Below are 15,386 nucleotides of genomic sequence, written 5' to 3' on the forward strand. Positions count from 1 at the left end.
TATTGGGTGGCCTCTCAATTCTGTGTAAAACGATCTTCTTGGCGTAAAAATCGCCATCCCAAAGTTTTTACATGTAATGGTTTTTGTCCAACGCCAGTCAAATTTTTTGCGGATGCGAGAAAGTCAGATTTTTGTATAGTAGTGCTTCAAAGCACGACTTCAATATCTATTTGGAAATGAGTGGCGTAAGGGCTGCCGAATGAAGTTCAAAGCGGGCAGGGCTGGAGTCAAGCTTGCTAAGTGTTATAGCGGACAGTATTGACTACTCAACCAGAATTTACTTCCTGATCTGCTTGGTGCGAGGGCGCACAATATTGAACACACCACGCTTGAAATAATTCAGGTGGCATGGGTTTCGCGATGAAATAACCTTGCGCAAAATCACATCCAAAGGCAACTAATTGATCCCAATCGGCCTGCGTCTCTACGCCTTCGGCGACCACTTTTCTTCCCAGATCGTGGGCTAAGTCAATCGTGGAACGGACAATCAAAGTGGAGTCATGGTTGACGGCCATATTGACCACGAATGATTTATCAATTTTGATGTAATCGACAGGCAGTTTTTGCAGATAACTTAGGGAGGAGTAGCCTGTACCAAAGTCATCAATATAGAGCGGGATACCTTGCTCGCGCAGGCTACTGAGTATTCGGAGCGAAAATTCGGGATCATCCATGACCATGCTCTCGGTAATTTCCATTTCTAACAAGCCGGGTGCAACATCCCAGACGCTGTGCAAATAGCGCACATTTTCTAACAGGTTTTCTTCACGTAAATTCCGCGTAGAGAGATTGATAGCGATCGGCAAGGCACATCCTGTCTGTTGCCATTCCTGATTGAGTTTCAGCGCCGCTACTATCACCCATTCAGTCAGCGGTTTGATGAGCCCCGTATGTTCGGCCAAACCTATAAACTCAATTGGAGGTATGATGCCGCGTTCTGGGTGATGCCAGCGTACCAGTCCTTCTGCACCACAAATTTGGCCGTCACTCATGCGAATTTTAGGTTGCAGGTAGAGTACTAACTCATCGTTTTCAATCGCACGTCGTAACTGACCCGCCATAGTTAGGCGCGTTGCTTGATCTTCATTTTTGGTCTGATCGAAAACGATGTAGTTCACTGCTTTTCGTTTGGCATGATGAACCGCAATATCCATGTGCCGCAATAGATCGTGAGTATTGTCACCATGTGCAGGGAAGAGTGCGATACCACTCTTCACTGACACGTCGAGTTCAATATCGGCAATCGGGAAGGGGCTTGCAAGCAGTCCCTCTATTCTGTGTACGGTGCGTATAGCGGCATTCACGTCGCTGTCGGGTAATAACATGGCGAACTCATCACCGCGCAAGCGAGCCAGCATAGCGGACTCTGGAATTGTCTTGGCTAATCTGATGGCGAGTTCACGCAAAATCTGATCGCCTTGACTAAACCCTAATGCGATGTTGATCTCATTGAGTCGCTCTACATTAATTTGTATCAGCGCGAAATGCTTAGCATTGCGTTTGCAAGTATCTATTGAGATCTTAACCAACTCAGTAAATTGTGTTTCGTTAGGAAGGCCAGTGAGTATGTCAAAGCGCGTTAGCTTGATCATGTCTTCTTGATTTTGTTTTTGTTCGGCGCGAGTTCTCAGGGTTGAAATGCCAAATGCCAAGTCATCAGCAGAGTCGGTAAGTAAGGCGACCTCATCCGTACCGAAAGCATCAGGTTCGACGGCGTAAATTACAATTCCCCCAATGATTTCGCCGTTCACCAGCAGTGGGCAGCCGACGCCGCAGGCGTAGCCCGGCAAAGCGGCACGCCATGGCGCGTAGGCGGAATCAGTCAAAATATTGTTAACAACAGCAGTCTTGCCAGTCCGAATCGCTGTTGCCACGACGCCTCGTCCCAAGTCATTATCAGCCCAACTTCCATGCAGTTTTTGTAAGGCTTGTATTCCACCGGTATGGCCATGCTCGGCCATCACTTTCAGTGAGTGAAAGTCATCATATTCTTTATACCAAACGGAAGCCATTGCATAGTTGCCGGCTTCGACAATCGCGGTACACATGTTTTGCAACAGACCATGTTCATCTTTAGCGCGCAGCATGGTACGGTTACCGGCGCTTAATGTTTTTAGCGCACGGCTGACATTTTCTAGTTGGTGTACATGCTGTGAGAGTTGAGTGTTGAGCAGGCTGATTTTTTCTTCGGCGTGTTTGCGCTCGGTGATTTCCGTACCCAACACATAGTATCCTATGACTTGATTGGCAGTATCAAAACGCGGCAGATAGTGTATGACTTGCCAGTGACCAGGGGACGGTTGCCAGTCATAATTCTGTGCTTCGCCTTGCAATACTTTTTCTATCAAGGGTGCCGCGATTACGTAGCGTTCTGCGCTGAGGATTTCTTGTACCAGGCAGCCCGTGATATCGTCACGGCCGGGTGCAAACCTTTCTTGATATTGTCGATTCGCATAGACATAACGTCGCTCCGCATCCACCAGGGCAATCAATGCCGGTAAATTATTGATTAAGCTACGCAGATGTTCTTCGCTGTGTCGTAGTTGCATCGTGCGTTCTTGCACACGTTGCTCTAACATTAAATTTTGATCGGTGATCATGCTCTGCGCTTTGCGTGCGGCGGTTTCGTCACGAAATACCAAAACCACACCTATCACTTTTCCTGCGTTATCACGTATGGGGGCTGCACTATCCGCAATAGGACATTCGCTGCCATCGCGAGCGATTAAAGCGGTGTGGTTGGCGAGCTCATGGATCTCGCCAGTAGCAAGTACTTCCGACACCGGCACGACCGCCGGCATACGGGTATTTTCATTGATGATGCGAAACACATCGTCGATAGGTCGCCCTGCAACTTCAATCAGGCGCCAGCCTGTAAGGCGTTCCGCAACAGGATTCATGCGAGTGATCAGACCGTGGACATCGGTTGCTAAGACCGCATCTCCGATAGAATTGAGAGTAATCGACAGGCTCTCTTCGCTTTCTCTGAGCGCCAGCCTTTGTTCTGCCGCCTCTTTTAATTGCCGTCGGATGAGTAAGAAGCTGGCGGTCAAAATGAGGATGAAGATAAGGGCAATCGACAGTCCGGATAACACCAGGAATTGTCTGGCTTGATGTTGTTCTTGCGTGCGACTCGCCAACAAGCTCAACTCTTCGGTTTGCATTCTCCCCAGAATCAGGAACATCTGCTCGCGGGTTTCTTTTAAGGGTGCACTTGCCACAAAAGAGCTTGCCGCTTCAGCGCCCTCGGTTTTACGAATCTCTTCTGTCTTTTTGGAAATGGCAATACGTTGATCAATCACAGCACGCAGTTCTTGCCAGCGTTGATATTGCCGTGGATTGTCTGCAGTCAAGCGCTTGATTTCGGCCAAAGTCGCTTCACGGCCTGCGATTGCTGCATCACGCTCTGCTAATCGTCTCGCATCACCGTGCAGCCGGTAGTTTTGTGTACTTAATTCGATCTGAAACGCATCACCGTTGGCCTGTGTTAAGTGGTTCAAAACCTGATAGGTATGCGCCACCATATCGGTCACCTGCAGGGTGTCGCGCGCAAGTTTCCATGTGACGGCACCTAAACCCGTGACGACGACGACCGCCAAGCTAAAAGCGAACAGAACTATACGTTCGAAATTTTTTTCTGTTTTCAGAAAGTACTCCTAGTATCGTGATCGAGCTACTATTTATGGAGAGTCTTGCAATCAAAAGGTACGCTGCTTCAGGGCTTCATTATAGGCACAGTTTTTAATGAAGTTGATAAGTTTAAATGGAATTAGTATTTGCCTATGTATGCGAAGCTAATCACTTACTTGGTAAGAAGTAAATGAGGTTCTACATAGGTTTTGGTATGGTCTGGTGTAGCAGTGAAGCTGGATCGATTGGTGTTTGTGTGCGTGTCTGTCTGTCTGTCTCTGTATTAATTCCGGGCGGAGTCAGGATTTGTTTGCCGTTCTATAGGTCTGCAAATGAATACTGGTTTCAGTATTTTGTATCGCTTTAATCAGGCGTATACGTTCTAGCACACTTGATAATTCGGACAAATTGGCGGCACGTAAACTGGCGAGTAGATCCCAGCGGCCATTGGTGTCATGGATTTCCTCTATGCCAGGCTCACCTAAGAGCGAGGCGATGACTGCTCTTGTTTCATTGCCTTCGACGGCAATACTAATCCAGGCATGAATTTCATTTTGTCTTGCATCGGGTCGTAGGCGCACGGTGTAACCAACAATGATGCCATCGTCTTCGAGTTTGGTAATCCGATTATTGATGGTGCCGCGCGATACTTTCAGTTTATGCGCCAGATTCGCGATACTGAGGCGGGCATTGGTGCGTAACAAGCTAATTAATTGTTGGTCTAGAGCGTCCATTTTGATCATTTCGTCATTTTGGTATGTCATTTTGGCAGAAATTTGACGATATTGGTACATTTTTGCCGATTCTGTTTAACACAGAACTTCCGTAAGATTCTCCCATCAAGTTTTTTTTAAAGAACTTACGCAAAGTTGTTGCAGCGAGATTTACCGAATCTGAGTGAACTAGTAAGAAGATTCCCAAGGTAAAAATGCTTTGATCGCTACTGGCTGGTTGTAGAAATTTTGCGCAAGTTCTCATTAGTCAGTAATAAACTAAGGGAGACCATCATGACGACCACCAAACAAAACACGAATTCAAGCCAAAACCCAACTATCACGCCACGCCGTGCAGTGACACAGTACCTCAGCGCAGAACGTGTTGCTGAAATCATTAACAAGCGCGGTATTGGTGCTTGCATTACGGGGGTAGCGTCTTACATCAATCAAGATTTTTTGCGTTGGAATTCTTTCGATAAGTGCGCTCGTGTCGCCAATCATTCTGATGTTGGCGTAATTGAATTGATGCCGATTGCCGACGATAAGTCTTATGCCTTCAAGTATGTGAATGGCCACCCAAGTAACTACCGTTTTAACCTGCCCACTGTGATGGCATTTGGTGTTTTGGCCGATGTAGAAACAGGTGTGCCAGAGTTGGTTAGTGAGTTAACTTTGACGACGGCGATACGCACCGCTGCGATGTCTGCAGTGGCGGCACGTGCGGTGGCGCGAGACAATTGCAAAACGATGGCGATCATCGGTAATGGCGCGCAAAGTGACTTCCAAGCTTTGGCTTTCCATCATTTACTTGGTGTCGAAATGTTCCATTTGTTCGATATCGATAGCGCGGCTACTGACAAATTAGAAGCGAATTTGGCAAAAATGGGTTTGCAAACCAAGCGTTTCACTAGCACGAAAGAGGCAGTAAAAGGCGTAGACATCATCACGACGGTGACGGCCGACAAAACCAATGCCACTATTATTACACCTGACATGATAGAGCCAGGTATGCACATTAACGGCGTTGGTGGTGATTGTCCGGGCAAAACCGAGTTGCATGCCGATGTGTTGCGTATGGGACCAGTGTTCTGTGAGTTCGAACCTCAGTCACGTATCGAGGGTGATATGCAGCAAATGCCAGCTGACTTCCCAGTTACTGAATTATGGACGGTCTTGTCGGGCAAAGTCGTTGGCCGTAGCAGTGCAGAACAAGTAACGATTTTTGATTCAGTTGGCTTCGCTTTGGAAGATTACTCAGCTTTGCGTTATATGCGAGATGCGGCAATTGAGTTAGGCATGAGCGAGACTTTGTCCTTAATACCGGCGATGGCCGATCCTAAGAACTTGTTCGGTTTTATTGGCGATAACACGGGCGCTACGACGAATCTGAATGTAAGCACTCGTGCCAGGGCAGCGTTTGTATCCTGAGCAAAGAAAACGCTGTGACTGAAACGGCAGTTGGGTGAGAAATAAAAAGTAATAAAATAAATAGCTTTAGAAATATAAAAAAGCCTGATTTTCTAAGGAAATCAGGCTTTTTTTCGTTTTGGACAAAAATAATCTCAAAAAAAGCGAAAAAAACCAAAACATGTAAGTATTTGTGTCAACCAGCTTATTGGGCCAGGCGTTTTTTCCCTAACAGAAACTCTGTCACACCATGAATAGACAGAGACATTTAGGGAGTTATAAAATGATTTACGAAATCTTAGTTCGCCCATCCTACAATAAGCTGATGACCTCCGATCATTTGATCTGGGTTGATAGCCAAATGCCAACTCGCTTCTTCGAGCAATGGCTGCGTGATCATGCTTTGTTAGACGGCAGCGGACGCTCTCCTATCGTACGTTGGGGCATAGTACAAACGCAACGCCCAGCGCATTTCCAATTGGCGACGCAAGAAGGTGCCTTAACAGAACGTATTGCTCAATTGATGAGTGGTGCCGCGCATCTGGGCGAATTGCCAGTCTCAGCACGCGATACAGTACAGGCGAAATCTCCAGTCTTCTTGGCTGCTTAAGCCAGACTAGATCGCAAGGACTTTATGCCTTAGTGGTTTCGTGCTGGGGCCTTAAGTCAAAACAATGAATTCACTCTGCTAAAAGCCCCGTCGTAGCTAAGGATGGGGCTTTTTATTGTTGCCTCAATGCATTCAAACGATCTAATTTTGCCGAATAGAGCGCAAAATCTTTTTGTGTTGTACTGTTTGCTTTGGCGATATCCAACTCTTGCTGAGCGGCTTCCAGTTCGCCGAGCCGAAAGTGTGCCAATCCCAGCCAGAAGTGAAATTCGTGATAATCAGGAGCGCGTTTGAGCTCTCTTTGAAACAAAGATTTAGCCTGCTGAAACTCATTTTTTTCCATGGCTTTCACCCCCAAATTAAAGAAATGAAATGGTGGGTAGGGTTGCTTGTTTAGTAATGTCTCATTTAGCAGGCTCGCTTCGGCGTTGCGCCCTAACATTTCTAAAGTCTGAACCATATTTGACATCGCCACTAAGCTGTCCGGATCAGTCCGTAATGCCATGTCGAGAGTACGATAAGCATACAGATATTGTTTCTGACGCATATAAATAACGCCCAAGGTATTATATGAATAAGAAAACTGAGGGTCTGCTTTGATCGCTTCCTTCACCCACCAATAGGCTTGATCAGTTTGATTGCGCACCAGCGATTCAGCAGCACGATTATTCATATACATGGCGACAATCGTGTTCTCTTCCAGATCGATGGTACGTTGACTCGCGGTGTCCTGAGGTGGCAGAAAATCTATCGTCATTTGATAATTTTGATCCAAATGATTTTTTTCATCGAAACGTTTTTTGCCTAAAACCACGTTCACATGCCCGCTCGCAAAGTAAAGTCCACCGCTGCGGCTCCAATCTTCTTTGGTTAATACTTTTTGGTATTGCACCGATAGCCCCATTTCTTTGGCTAAGGCGGCTGTCATAATGACCAGAGACAGGCAATTGCCTGAGCGTGCGGCAAAGGCTTCGCTGGCAGTACGGGTGTAGGAGGAGTCGTATTCCAGACGTAATTGTGCCTTGCTATACAAGGCATTAAAAAGTGCTCTTTGATGGCTGGTTGAGCGCAATTGACTGACGATCTCACTGGCAATGAATTGTTGCATTGCCTTGTCCGCCGCGAAAATATTATGTGTTTGGATAGGATTGCTGTTGGCAGCGAACAGATCATCGCGGAACAGATCTTGTGGAACCTGCTGTACGGTGGGAGCGGCGACACAGCCTGTTAGAAGCAATGAATAGACAAATAAAACGAATCCCGATCCGAACAAATGGCGCAAGTAGTAAAGAAGATTTTTTGACATGATGGTTCCCCTTTTCAATCCCAGCCTTGTTATGTTGATGCGCGTTAAGTACTTATTGGCTTAGAGACCTATAACCCAGAATAGTTTCCGAGAATCGCACATGCAAATTTAAACCTCATTCATGTTGAGCGGATATTGAGCTAAAAATACAGCTAAGTTTACGGCGCGCATGGCGAAACATCATTGTCATGCCCGGGTCATATTTCCCCTTTACATTCCTGCACTTTAGCCAAGTTTTATCGGTAAGTGTTTGAATTCGACTGATTAGGGGAAAATGATGCAAAATAAAGTGATGGCCGGTTTTACTATGCTGGCTGCAGCCGCAGCTTTAGTGGCCTGTGGCGGCAATGATAGTGTTGAGCGAAAAGTCGTTCCAGCGCCCGTATCCGGTGTATTTTTGGATGCCGCAGTCGAAGGACTAGAGTATGCAGCCAATGGTGCGGCAAAACAAACTACCAGTGCCAGCGGTGGTTTCACTTGCCTTAATGGTGAGACGCTAGCCTTTAATGTAGGCGGCATTAATTTAGGTTCAGGCGCTTGCAGTACCACGATTACACCTTTGACTTTAGCGGGCAGCGATAAACTTAGAGACGATAAAGTGGTCAATCGTTTGTTGGCATTACAATTATTAGACAGTGATAACGATCCTGCTAATGGAATACAAATTTCATCCGAGGTAAAAACGGCTTTGGCGGCGCAGAGCCTAGACTTCAGTTTGGCACCGGCGGCTTTTAATACGGCGATGAACGGCGTTTTGGCGAAGCTGCCAGCGAACTTTCAAAGCCGCATCGTTGACAGCGATAGACGTACTTTAGTGAGCGAACATTTTGAAGATACTTTGGCCTCGAAGATATCTACACCGTTTGTGGAAGCCATCACACAAACCAATACGCTAGGTAGCGTTAGCGCCAGCATTACGCGCTATCAAATTCAAGCAGCAGATTCTTTCTATGTCCCTTACGAAGGAAGCGTTGCTGCGATTAAGGCAGATTTTCCTAAAGGCTTTTTGCCATCCTACGGTTCTGGTTTAACGTTTAAAGGCAAAACAGCTGATGGTAGCCTGGAGTTTTATGGCATCACGGATCGTGGCCCCAACGGCGATGGCCCTAAGGTACCGAATGCGATGATCACTGCGGGGGCAACGGGAAACAGTGACGGTAAATTTTTCCCTTCACCTAGCTTTACCCCGTCGATAGGTGTGATCGCTGTAGGCAAAACCGGAGCGGTCTTAAAATCTAGTATGCCAATTAAATTTTCTAGCACGATTAATGCCTCTGGACTCGCTATCGCTGCCGGTAAAGTCGGCTCTTCTGGCGAAGTACCTCTGACCGATGCCGCTAAGTATGATGCAAGTAGTAAAACGGTATTTAGTGATTACGGTTTAGATACGGAATCCATCGTATTGGATAGCGCACGCAATGCATTATGGGTATCGGATGAATATGGCCCGTTCATAGTCAAGATCGACCTCACTACTGGCGTTATTTTGAAAAAATATCAGCCTGGTACTGGCGCGGCCGATTTGCCCGCTGTCTTATTGAAACGTCGTGCCAATCGTGGCATGGAAGGTCTGAGTCTAGAAATCGCCAGCGGTAAATTGCACGGTTTTATACAAAGTCCTTTGGACGACGGTAAGGCCAGTTACATCGTACCTGGCGCAAGCGCTGCAAGTAACGAAAGTATCAAAGACTATGCCAAATTTAATCGCTGGGTAGAGTTTGATCCAAGCACAGAAACGACCAAACTCTATGCCTATCCTTTGGATGCAAGCATGTACTCAGGCGGTAAAACGGGCGGTGCAAAATTAGGTGATCTGGTGTCCTTGGGTAATGGCAAATTCATCGTCATTGAGCAAGGCGCAGGAGTAGATGGTAAGGTATTTAATCGTCTGATGTTGGTACAGATTCCGAATAATGCAACGAATATTGCAGCGCTCGGGACCGATTTGGAAAAGAGTAGTATGACGGGTGCTGCTGTGAACGCCGCCAATTACGCCAATGTCGTGACTTTGAAGAAGACGCTATTATTCGACTTAAACACGGCTGGCTGGTTGGCAGAAAAAGCCGAAGGTTTAGCCTTGGTCGATGAGAACACCTTGGCTTTGGTAAATGATGATGATTTTGGATTGAAAACCATAGTTCAAACAGCAGCAGGCGTGAATGTAGGCGGAGCCGATGTCACCAAATGCACGGTCGATATGACAGGGGCTTTGACTACGACTAGCTCAGCGATCGGTTGCGCAGCGGGCAATACGACGCGCATCACTCGTGGTGCTGACAGCGAACGCCCAAACCGTTTATGGTTGATTAAATTTGATAAGAAGTTGAATGAATTTGTGGTGCCATAAATTTGTCATCATGCATTTCGCAAAAATCCGCTGAGGCTTTCAGCGGATTTTTTTGAACCGGGATTTTCTATTAGGATTTGAGATGACGAGGGATGCACTTTTCGAGGTAGTTTTGGTGCGAATGAGGCGCCAATAGCGACCTATTGGCAACAAAGAGCATTAAAAATGACCGAAAACGCCCCTCGGCGCTCAAATAGCGCTTACGGCGCGCCTAATGGAAATCTCGGTTGAATGCAACGATGGTAAATATCCGAAACTAATACGCTACAGTAAAACGTTGGTTGATGAATTGCGCCTGTTCTAGTTCATCGATCATAGCTAGCGCATAATCTTCCACTGAAATATGACTCTTAGCCTCTGCATCAAACAACATCTGATCTTTACCTAGTCGGAATTGCCCGGTGCGCACGCCTGGCGCGATGACGGCCGCTGGACTCAGCATAGTCCAGTTGAGATCCTGTTCTTCACGCAGTAAATTCAGAGCTTGACGCGCACCCTCAGCCGTCGCCTTATATTCGGCTGGAAAGCTTGGTGTATCTAGCGCCTGAACACCAGGTGCTACTTCTAAAGATCCAGCACCACCAACAACCAGTAAGCGAGGGGCATGGCTACTTTTCGTCGCAGCGATAATATTCTGAATGCCTGATAAATAGTAGGCATAGGTATCGCTTTGCGCATGACCGCTAAAGGCGCTGATGACTGCATCAAATCCTGATAGTTGTTGCGTAAGCTGATTGAGATCCTGCACATCACTGGTTACAGCTTGCAGAGCTGCGTGTGCAGATAATTTTTCTGGGTGGCCGACTAAGGCCGTGACTTGATGACCGCGTGACAATAATTCCTGTAGCAAAGCTGAGCCGATAAATCCACTTGCGCCTATGAGTGCGACGTTCATAATGAGTTCCTTTGATTTGTTGTGAAGTTGAATGTGTCTACATAACGAAATTACGGAACGAAGTATGCGGGTATTGATTGACTAGATAAATACGCGAATCTAGAATTCATTGTTCTCAAATTCTTATCAATAGTGTGATCCGAATCTTATTTCAACTGGCAAGGTCCAAGGGGTCTTAGCGCACGAAAGGAAGGCGTCGATGGCTAAATTAGATCAGATCGATCTCAATGCTCTAAATATCTTTGATGCTGTCGTGGAAGCCGGTAGTTTTACCAAGGCGGCGGATCGCCTAGGTGTCGCTAAGGCGAAGATTAGTGTGCAAATAGGGCGCTTGGAAAAGCAATTAGGTAGCGCACTATTTACACGCACGACACGTCAGGTAAATCTGACCGATGATGGACGGAGCTTGCATGAGCAATGCCAAGCTTATCTGATGGGATTGCGTGATGCGCTGACTCAGGTCGGAAGCGCGCAAAATGAATTGACCGGTGTTTTACGGGTCTCCGCCAGCGTGATGCATGCGGCACAATCCGTGGCGCCGGCATTGGCCGAGTTTGCTAAGCTGCACCCGCATTTGCGGATCGACCTACGCACCAATGACAGAATTACTGATCTGGTGGCGGATGGTATCGATCTTTCATTTCGCATGGGCTGGTTGCGCGATTCTTCACAACGCGCAATCAAAATAGCTGACTTCCAACAATCTGTTTTAGCCGCCCCTGCGTATTTGAAAAAATGGGGCACTCCTCAACATCCTGAAGATTTACGCGAACACGAATGGCTGGCACTGTCGCTATTGCCGACCCCTCTAACTTGGAAATTTACTGATGGAGCCGGACATAGTTGTAGCGTGCATATGAAGTCACGTTTGCAAGTCGATGCGCCCAGCTCGCTATTGGCTTTATTGCAGCAGGGCGTTGGTATTTCGGTCATGGAAGAAATGAGCGCACAAGCTGCGATTAAAAGTGGGAAGTTAAGGCAAGTATTGCCGGCTTGGTCGCTTCCCGCTGGCGGCATTTACGCAGTCTTACCACCGGGACGTCACGTGCCTGCTAAGGTGAGAGCCTTCATTGATTTTTATCGCGAATTTATGTAATTTTGATTTTGTTTATAGAGAAGAGTTGACTCCTTCCATTGACCTGTCTCAAGCTTCCGGAACAAAGATAATTAGGCCCCAATATTTCCCTCTATAGTGAGCGTTTTCGATCTTCGGGAGGCATCTCATGCCTAAGAATTATCAAGATATTACTCAGTCCATTTCCAGTTCACTTACAAAATTACGTACCGATACACCAGATGTGATGAAGGCCTTTGCAATGTTGGCGCAAGCAGCAACTAAGGATGGTGCTTTGGATAAAAAAACCAAAGAGTTGATCGCCCTGGCTTTAGGCATTGCCGCGCATTGTGATGGCTGCATAGGATTTCATGTGCAAGCCTTAATCAAACTAGGCGTCACTCGCGCTGAGTTAGAAGAAATGTTGGGTATGACGGTGTACATGGGCGGTGGTCCATCTTTAATGTACGCCGCCGATGCTTTGACGGCGTTTGAGGCAATGTCGGCTTAGGATAGTCATTTACTTGAAGCTAGCGACTTTGCAAATTTCGTATCCCGTCATTTCACTGCCCACCTTACTGCTATCTTTGATGCCGATAATCGGTTTTTGCAAAATCATTTGCTTAATCTCTGGTACGCAAGAACCGCAATTGGTGCCGCAATGCAGACGCTGCTTTAGGTGTTGCAGAAACTCAGCCTTAGTATCGATGGATTGCGTACTTAGTTGCTCGATCTCGGCCCGGATTTGATGTTCGCCTACATTCAAGCAAGTACAAACAATTTTGTTACTGGCTCTGTTTGTAAGTGTTGTTGGTGGCGCTTCATTGAGTAATAAGGATTTGGTTTCTTCAATGACTTCGTGATCGTTTAGTAAGCGCCTCAGCCACGGTTCTGCACCGGTGTCGCCAGCTAAAGCAAAACCTTGTATTGTATTACCGTGTTCGTTTGACGCTAACAATACATGTCGTGAATTGCCGCGTTTTTTATCGTCGTAACGCAGCACGGCAGAGCCACGTATTCCCATCATATTTTCAATTTGTTCGGTGATGCGGTTATCAATGGCGCTTGTATGCGCTGCTCGAAATAGCAAACCTTGTTGATCGCGACCAAATGGCACGCAACTGGCGTAAGCGAATTTCCCATAGAACTGACGCAAGCTTTGCTGCACGCTGAGAATTTTTGCTTCATCGAACCAAACAATGACCAGAAATTGCCATGGACATTCTGCTTTTACGATTTTGACTGCTGTGTGTTTTAGTTCTGGTTGTTTAGAGTCTGGGTCTATCGCCGGGTTGCATAGGGCATTGACGCCGTAACTAGGTGCTTCGCTACTCACGGCGCCTGAGACAAATTCTTCACCCCAATGCATGGCGATAAAAGCTTGTCCTGCTTTTAAGGTGTCACTGGCGCTGGCGATCAATCTTTGCATGCCGCGACTATTGCTGACTTCGACCAAATCACCGTCTTTGATGAAACGGCGCTCCATGTCCTGAGTCGCCATCTCTATCACTGGCTCTGCTGTATGTGCAAATAATTGTGCCACGGTGCCAGTGCGACTCATGCCATGCCATTGATCGCGTAAGCGACCGGTAGTCAAAGCGAACGGATAGCGTGGATTAGTTTTTTCCACGGTGGGCATGTACTGCGTATTGACAAAGCGGGCGCGACCATTAGCAGTCGCGAAGCAATGGTCTTCGTACAGGCGCGCTTTTCCTGCGCTTGCACCGTCGGGGTAGGGCCACTGTTGTGGGCCCTGTGTTTGCAAAATGTCGTAACTTAAACCGGTGATATCAAGATCGCGTCCGCTGGTCGTTGCTCGGTGCTCGTTCCAGATTTCTTCAGGTGAAGTGTAAGAAAAATTCGGCGCGCATTGGTTTAATTTCAAAGCTAATTTTCGTGCAAACTGCGCTGCGATTTCCCAATCATGTCTGGCTTCACCCGGCGCGTCGATGGCGGCATTGACTCGTGAGATACGACGCTCTGAATTAGTCACCGTGCCAGATTTTTCTGACCAGGTTGAGGCGGGTAATAAGATGTCTGCGTATGGCACGGTAGCGGTGCTGGTGTAGGCTTCTTGCACTATCACCAGTTCCGCCTTGAGTAGAGCTTCGCGGATTAAATTTTGATCGGGCATCGATTGAGCGGGATTGGTGCAAACTATCCAAAGTAGTTTGATGTCGCCTTGCCGTACGGCTTCGAACAATTCAACCGCCGTTTTTCCAGCCTGCGCTGGGATATTGTCTACGCCCCACAAAGCGGCGACTTCAGCGCGATGTTCGGGATTACTTAAGTCACGATGCCCAGGTAAAAGATTAGCCATGCCACCGACTTCACGCCCGCCCATCGCATTCGGTTGTCCTGTCAGTGAAAATGGCCCAGCGCCGGGTTTGCCTATCTGTCCGGTCGCAAGGTGTAGATTGATGAGGGCGGCATTTTTTGCGGTGCCTGAGGCGGATTGATTCAAGCCTTGGCAATATAAGGACAGCGCCGCTTTGGCTTGACCGAACCATTGTGCCGCTTGTTGTAAATCTTGTTCTTTAATGCCGCAAATTTGCGCCACCATAGATGGCGTAAAATCACGCACCGTCTTTTTTAGTTCAGCAAAACCATCCGTGTGTTGGGAGATGAAATCATGGGCGAGCGTATCGTCCCACAAGCACAAATGTAAGAGTCCATTGAAAAGTGCGACGTCGGTGCCGGGCAAAATAGCCAGATGTAAATCAGCATCGCGCGCGGTATCGGTGCGTCGCGGATCGACTACGATCATTTTTAAGTTGGGATTATTTTCACGCGCTCGTTCGATACGGCGATACAAGATGGGGTGCGCAAATGCAGTGTTAGAGCCTGCAATGAACAAGAGATCGGTATGGTCGATATCTTCATAACTGCAAGGTGGCGCATCGGAGCCTAGAGTCTGTTTGTATCCCGCTACCGCGCTCGACATACAGAGTCGTGAATTGCTGTCGATATTATTCGTGCCTATCAAGCCCTTGGCGAGTTTATTGAAGACGTAATAGTCTTCTGTCAGTAGCTGCCCCGAGATATAAAATCCTACGCTGTCAGGGCCATGTTCTTTGATCGTCGCAGCAAATTTATCGGCCATGCTATCGAGACAGCTATCCCAGTCTAGGCGTTGCCTGGCTTGCGAACGGTCGGTACGCGATTCGGGATACAGCGCACGTACCTGTTGTTGCAATAGCGGCTTGGCGCTCAGATGTAAGTTGCTGCCTTTGCTGCATAGCTTTCCAAAGTTCGCCGGATGGTCTGGATCACCGCGTACGCCGGTGACTTGTACACCGTCGGATTCTATAATGACACCGCAACCGACACCGCAGTAGCAGCAGGTGGATTTGGTTTCTAGCGTAACGACTTTAGTTGGCATGGTTTCGCGCATAGTGTCATTCATGATCTTGGAGATTGC

The 15,386-nt window shown here is 47.4% G+C and carries 10 protein-coding genes; 5 read left to right on the forward strand and 5 right to left on the reverse strand.

Annotation, left to right across the window (positions count from 1 at the left end):
• Positions 1 to 266 precede the first annotated feature (266 nt).
• Positions 267 to 3,599, reverse strand: a complete 3,333-nt coding sequence (locus AC1RR2_RS03055; protein ID WP_493220835.1) for an EAL domain-containing protein — start codon at positions 3,597 to 3,599, stop codon at positions 267 to 269.
• Positions 3,600 to 3,929: 330 nt separating this feature from the next.
• A complete protein-coding gene (locus tag AC1RR2_RS03060; protein ID WP_493220998.1) occupies positions 3,930 to 4,364 on the reverse strand; it encodes an Lrp/AsnC family transcriptional regulator in 435 nt (144 codons plus the stop codon).
• Positions 4,365 to 4,700: 336 nt separating this feature from the next.
• On the opposite strand from AC1RR2_RS03060, the gene ocd reads away from it, so the two are divergent.
• Complete coding sequence (gene ocd, locus AC1RR2_RS03065; RefSeq protein ID WP_493220999.1) at positions 4,701 to 5,774, forward strand: ornithine cyclodeaminase; 1,074 nt, start codon at positions 4,701 to 4,703, stop codon at positions 5,772 to 5,774.
• Positions 5,775 to 6,036: 262 nt separating this feature from the next.
• Positions 6,037 to 6,363: a hypothetical protein gene (locus tag AC1RR2_RS03070; protein ID WP_493220836.1), complete on the forward strand. Its 327-nt coding sequence runs from the start codon at positions 6,037 to 6,039 to the stop codon at positions 6,361 to 6,363.
• Positions 6,364 to 6,475: 112 nt separating this feature from the next.
• Here the strand turns inward: AC1RR2_RS03070 and AC1RR2_RS03075 are convergent, their stop codons facing one another.
• Positions 6,476 to 7,669: a tetratricopeptide repeat protein gene (locus AC1RR2_RS03075; protein ID WP_493220837.1), complete on the reverse strand. Its 1,194-nt coding sequence runs from the start codon at positions 7,667 to 7,669 to the stop codon at positions 6,476 to 6,478.
• A 277-nt stretch (positions 7,670 to 7,946) separates the two neighbouring features.
• Between AC1RR2_RS03075 and AC1RR2_RS03080 the strand changes: the two genes are divergently transcribed.
• Positions 7,947 to 10,016 carry an esterase-like activity of phytase family protein gene (locus AC1RR2_RS03080; protein WP_493220838.1) on the forward strand — a complete coding sequence of 690 codons (2,070 nt, stop codon included), beginning with the start codon at positions 7,947 to 7,949 and terminating at the stop codon, positions 10,014 to 10,016.
• 256 nt (positions 10,017 to 10,272) lie between these two features.
• Here the strand turns inward: AC1RR2_RS03080 and AC1RR2_RS03085 are convergent, their stop codons facing one another.
• A complete protein-coding gene (locus AC1RR2_RS03085) occupies positions 10,273 to 10,911 on the reverse strand; it encodes an NAD(P)-dependent oxidoreductase (RefSeq protein WP_493220839.1) in 639 nt (212 codons plus the stop codon).
• Between the two features lie 199 nt (positions 10,912 to 11,110).
• Here AC1RR2_RS03085 and AC1RR2_RS03090 point away from each other — a divergent pair, with 199 nt between their 5' ends.
• Both AC1RR2_RS03090 and AC1RR2_RS03095 read left to right on the forward strand, forming a co-directional pair.
• Positions 11,111 to 12,007: a LysR family transcriptional regulator gene (locus tag AC1RR2_RS03090; RefSeq protein WP_493220840.1), complete on the forward strand. Its 897-nt coding sequence runs from the start codon at positions 11,111 to 11,113 to the stop codon at positions 12,005 to 12,007.
• Between the two features lie 127 nt (positions 12,008 to 12,134).
• Positions 12,135 to 12,476 carry a carboxymuconolactone decarboxylase family protein gene (locus AC1RR2_RS03095; protein WP_493220841.1) on the forward strand — a complete coding sequence of 114 codons (342 nt, stop codon included), beginning with the start codon at positions 12,135 to 12,137 and terminating at the stop codon, positions 12,474 to 12,476.
• Positions 12,477 to 12,485: 9 nt separating this feature from the next.
• Here the strand turns inward: AC1RR2_RS03095 and AC1RR2_RS03100 are convergent, their stop codons facing one another.
• Positions 12,486 to 15,371 carry a nitrate reductase gene (locus tag AC1RR2_RS03100; RefSeq protein ID WP_493220842.1) on the reverse strand — a complete coding sequence of 962 codons (2,886 nt, stop codon included), beginning with the start codon at positions 15,369 to 15,371 and terminating at the stop codon, positions 12,486 to 12,488.
• Positions 15,372 to 15,386: the final 15 nt, after the last annotated feature.

It is taken from the genome of Undibacterium sp. GW821-FHT11H02, assembly GCF_058808015.1.

Excerpts from the sequence above, each read along its gene's own strand:
- AC1RR2_RS03100 (WP_493220842.1), bottom strand. The coding sequence starts at position 15,371 with ATGAATGACACTATGCGCGAAACCATGCCAACTAAAGTCGTTACGCTA.
- AC1RR2_RS03075 (WP_493220837.1), bottom strand. The coding sequence starts at position 7,669 with ATGTCAAAAAATCTTCTTTACTACTTGCGCCATTTGTTCGGATCGGGA.
- AC1RR2_RS03090 (WP_493220840.1), top strand. The coding sequence starts at position 11,111 with ATGGCTAAATTAGATCAGATCGATCTCAATGCTCTAAATATCTTTGAT.
- AC1RR2_RS03080 (WP_493220838.1), top strand. The coding sequence starts at position 7,947 with ATGCAAAATAAAGTGATGGCCGGTTTTACTATGCTGGCTGCAGCCGCA.
- AC1RR2_RS03085 (WP_493220839.1), bottom strand. The coding sequence starts at position 10,911 with ATGAACGTCGCACTCATAGGCGCAAGTGGATTTATCGGCTCAGCTTTG.
- AC1RR2_RS03070 (WP_493220836.1), top strand. The coding sequence starts at position 6,037 with ATGATTTACGAAATCTTAGTTCGCCCATCCTACAATAAGCTGATGACC.
- AC1RR2_RS03060 (WP_493220998.1), bottom strand. The coding sequence starts at position 4,364 with ATGGACGCTCTAGACCAACAATTAATTAGCTTGTTACGCACCAATGCC.
- AC1RR2_RS03095 (WP_493220841.1), top strand. The coding sequence starts at position 12,135 with ATGCCTAAGAATTATCAAGATATTACTCAGTCCATTTCCAGTTCACTT.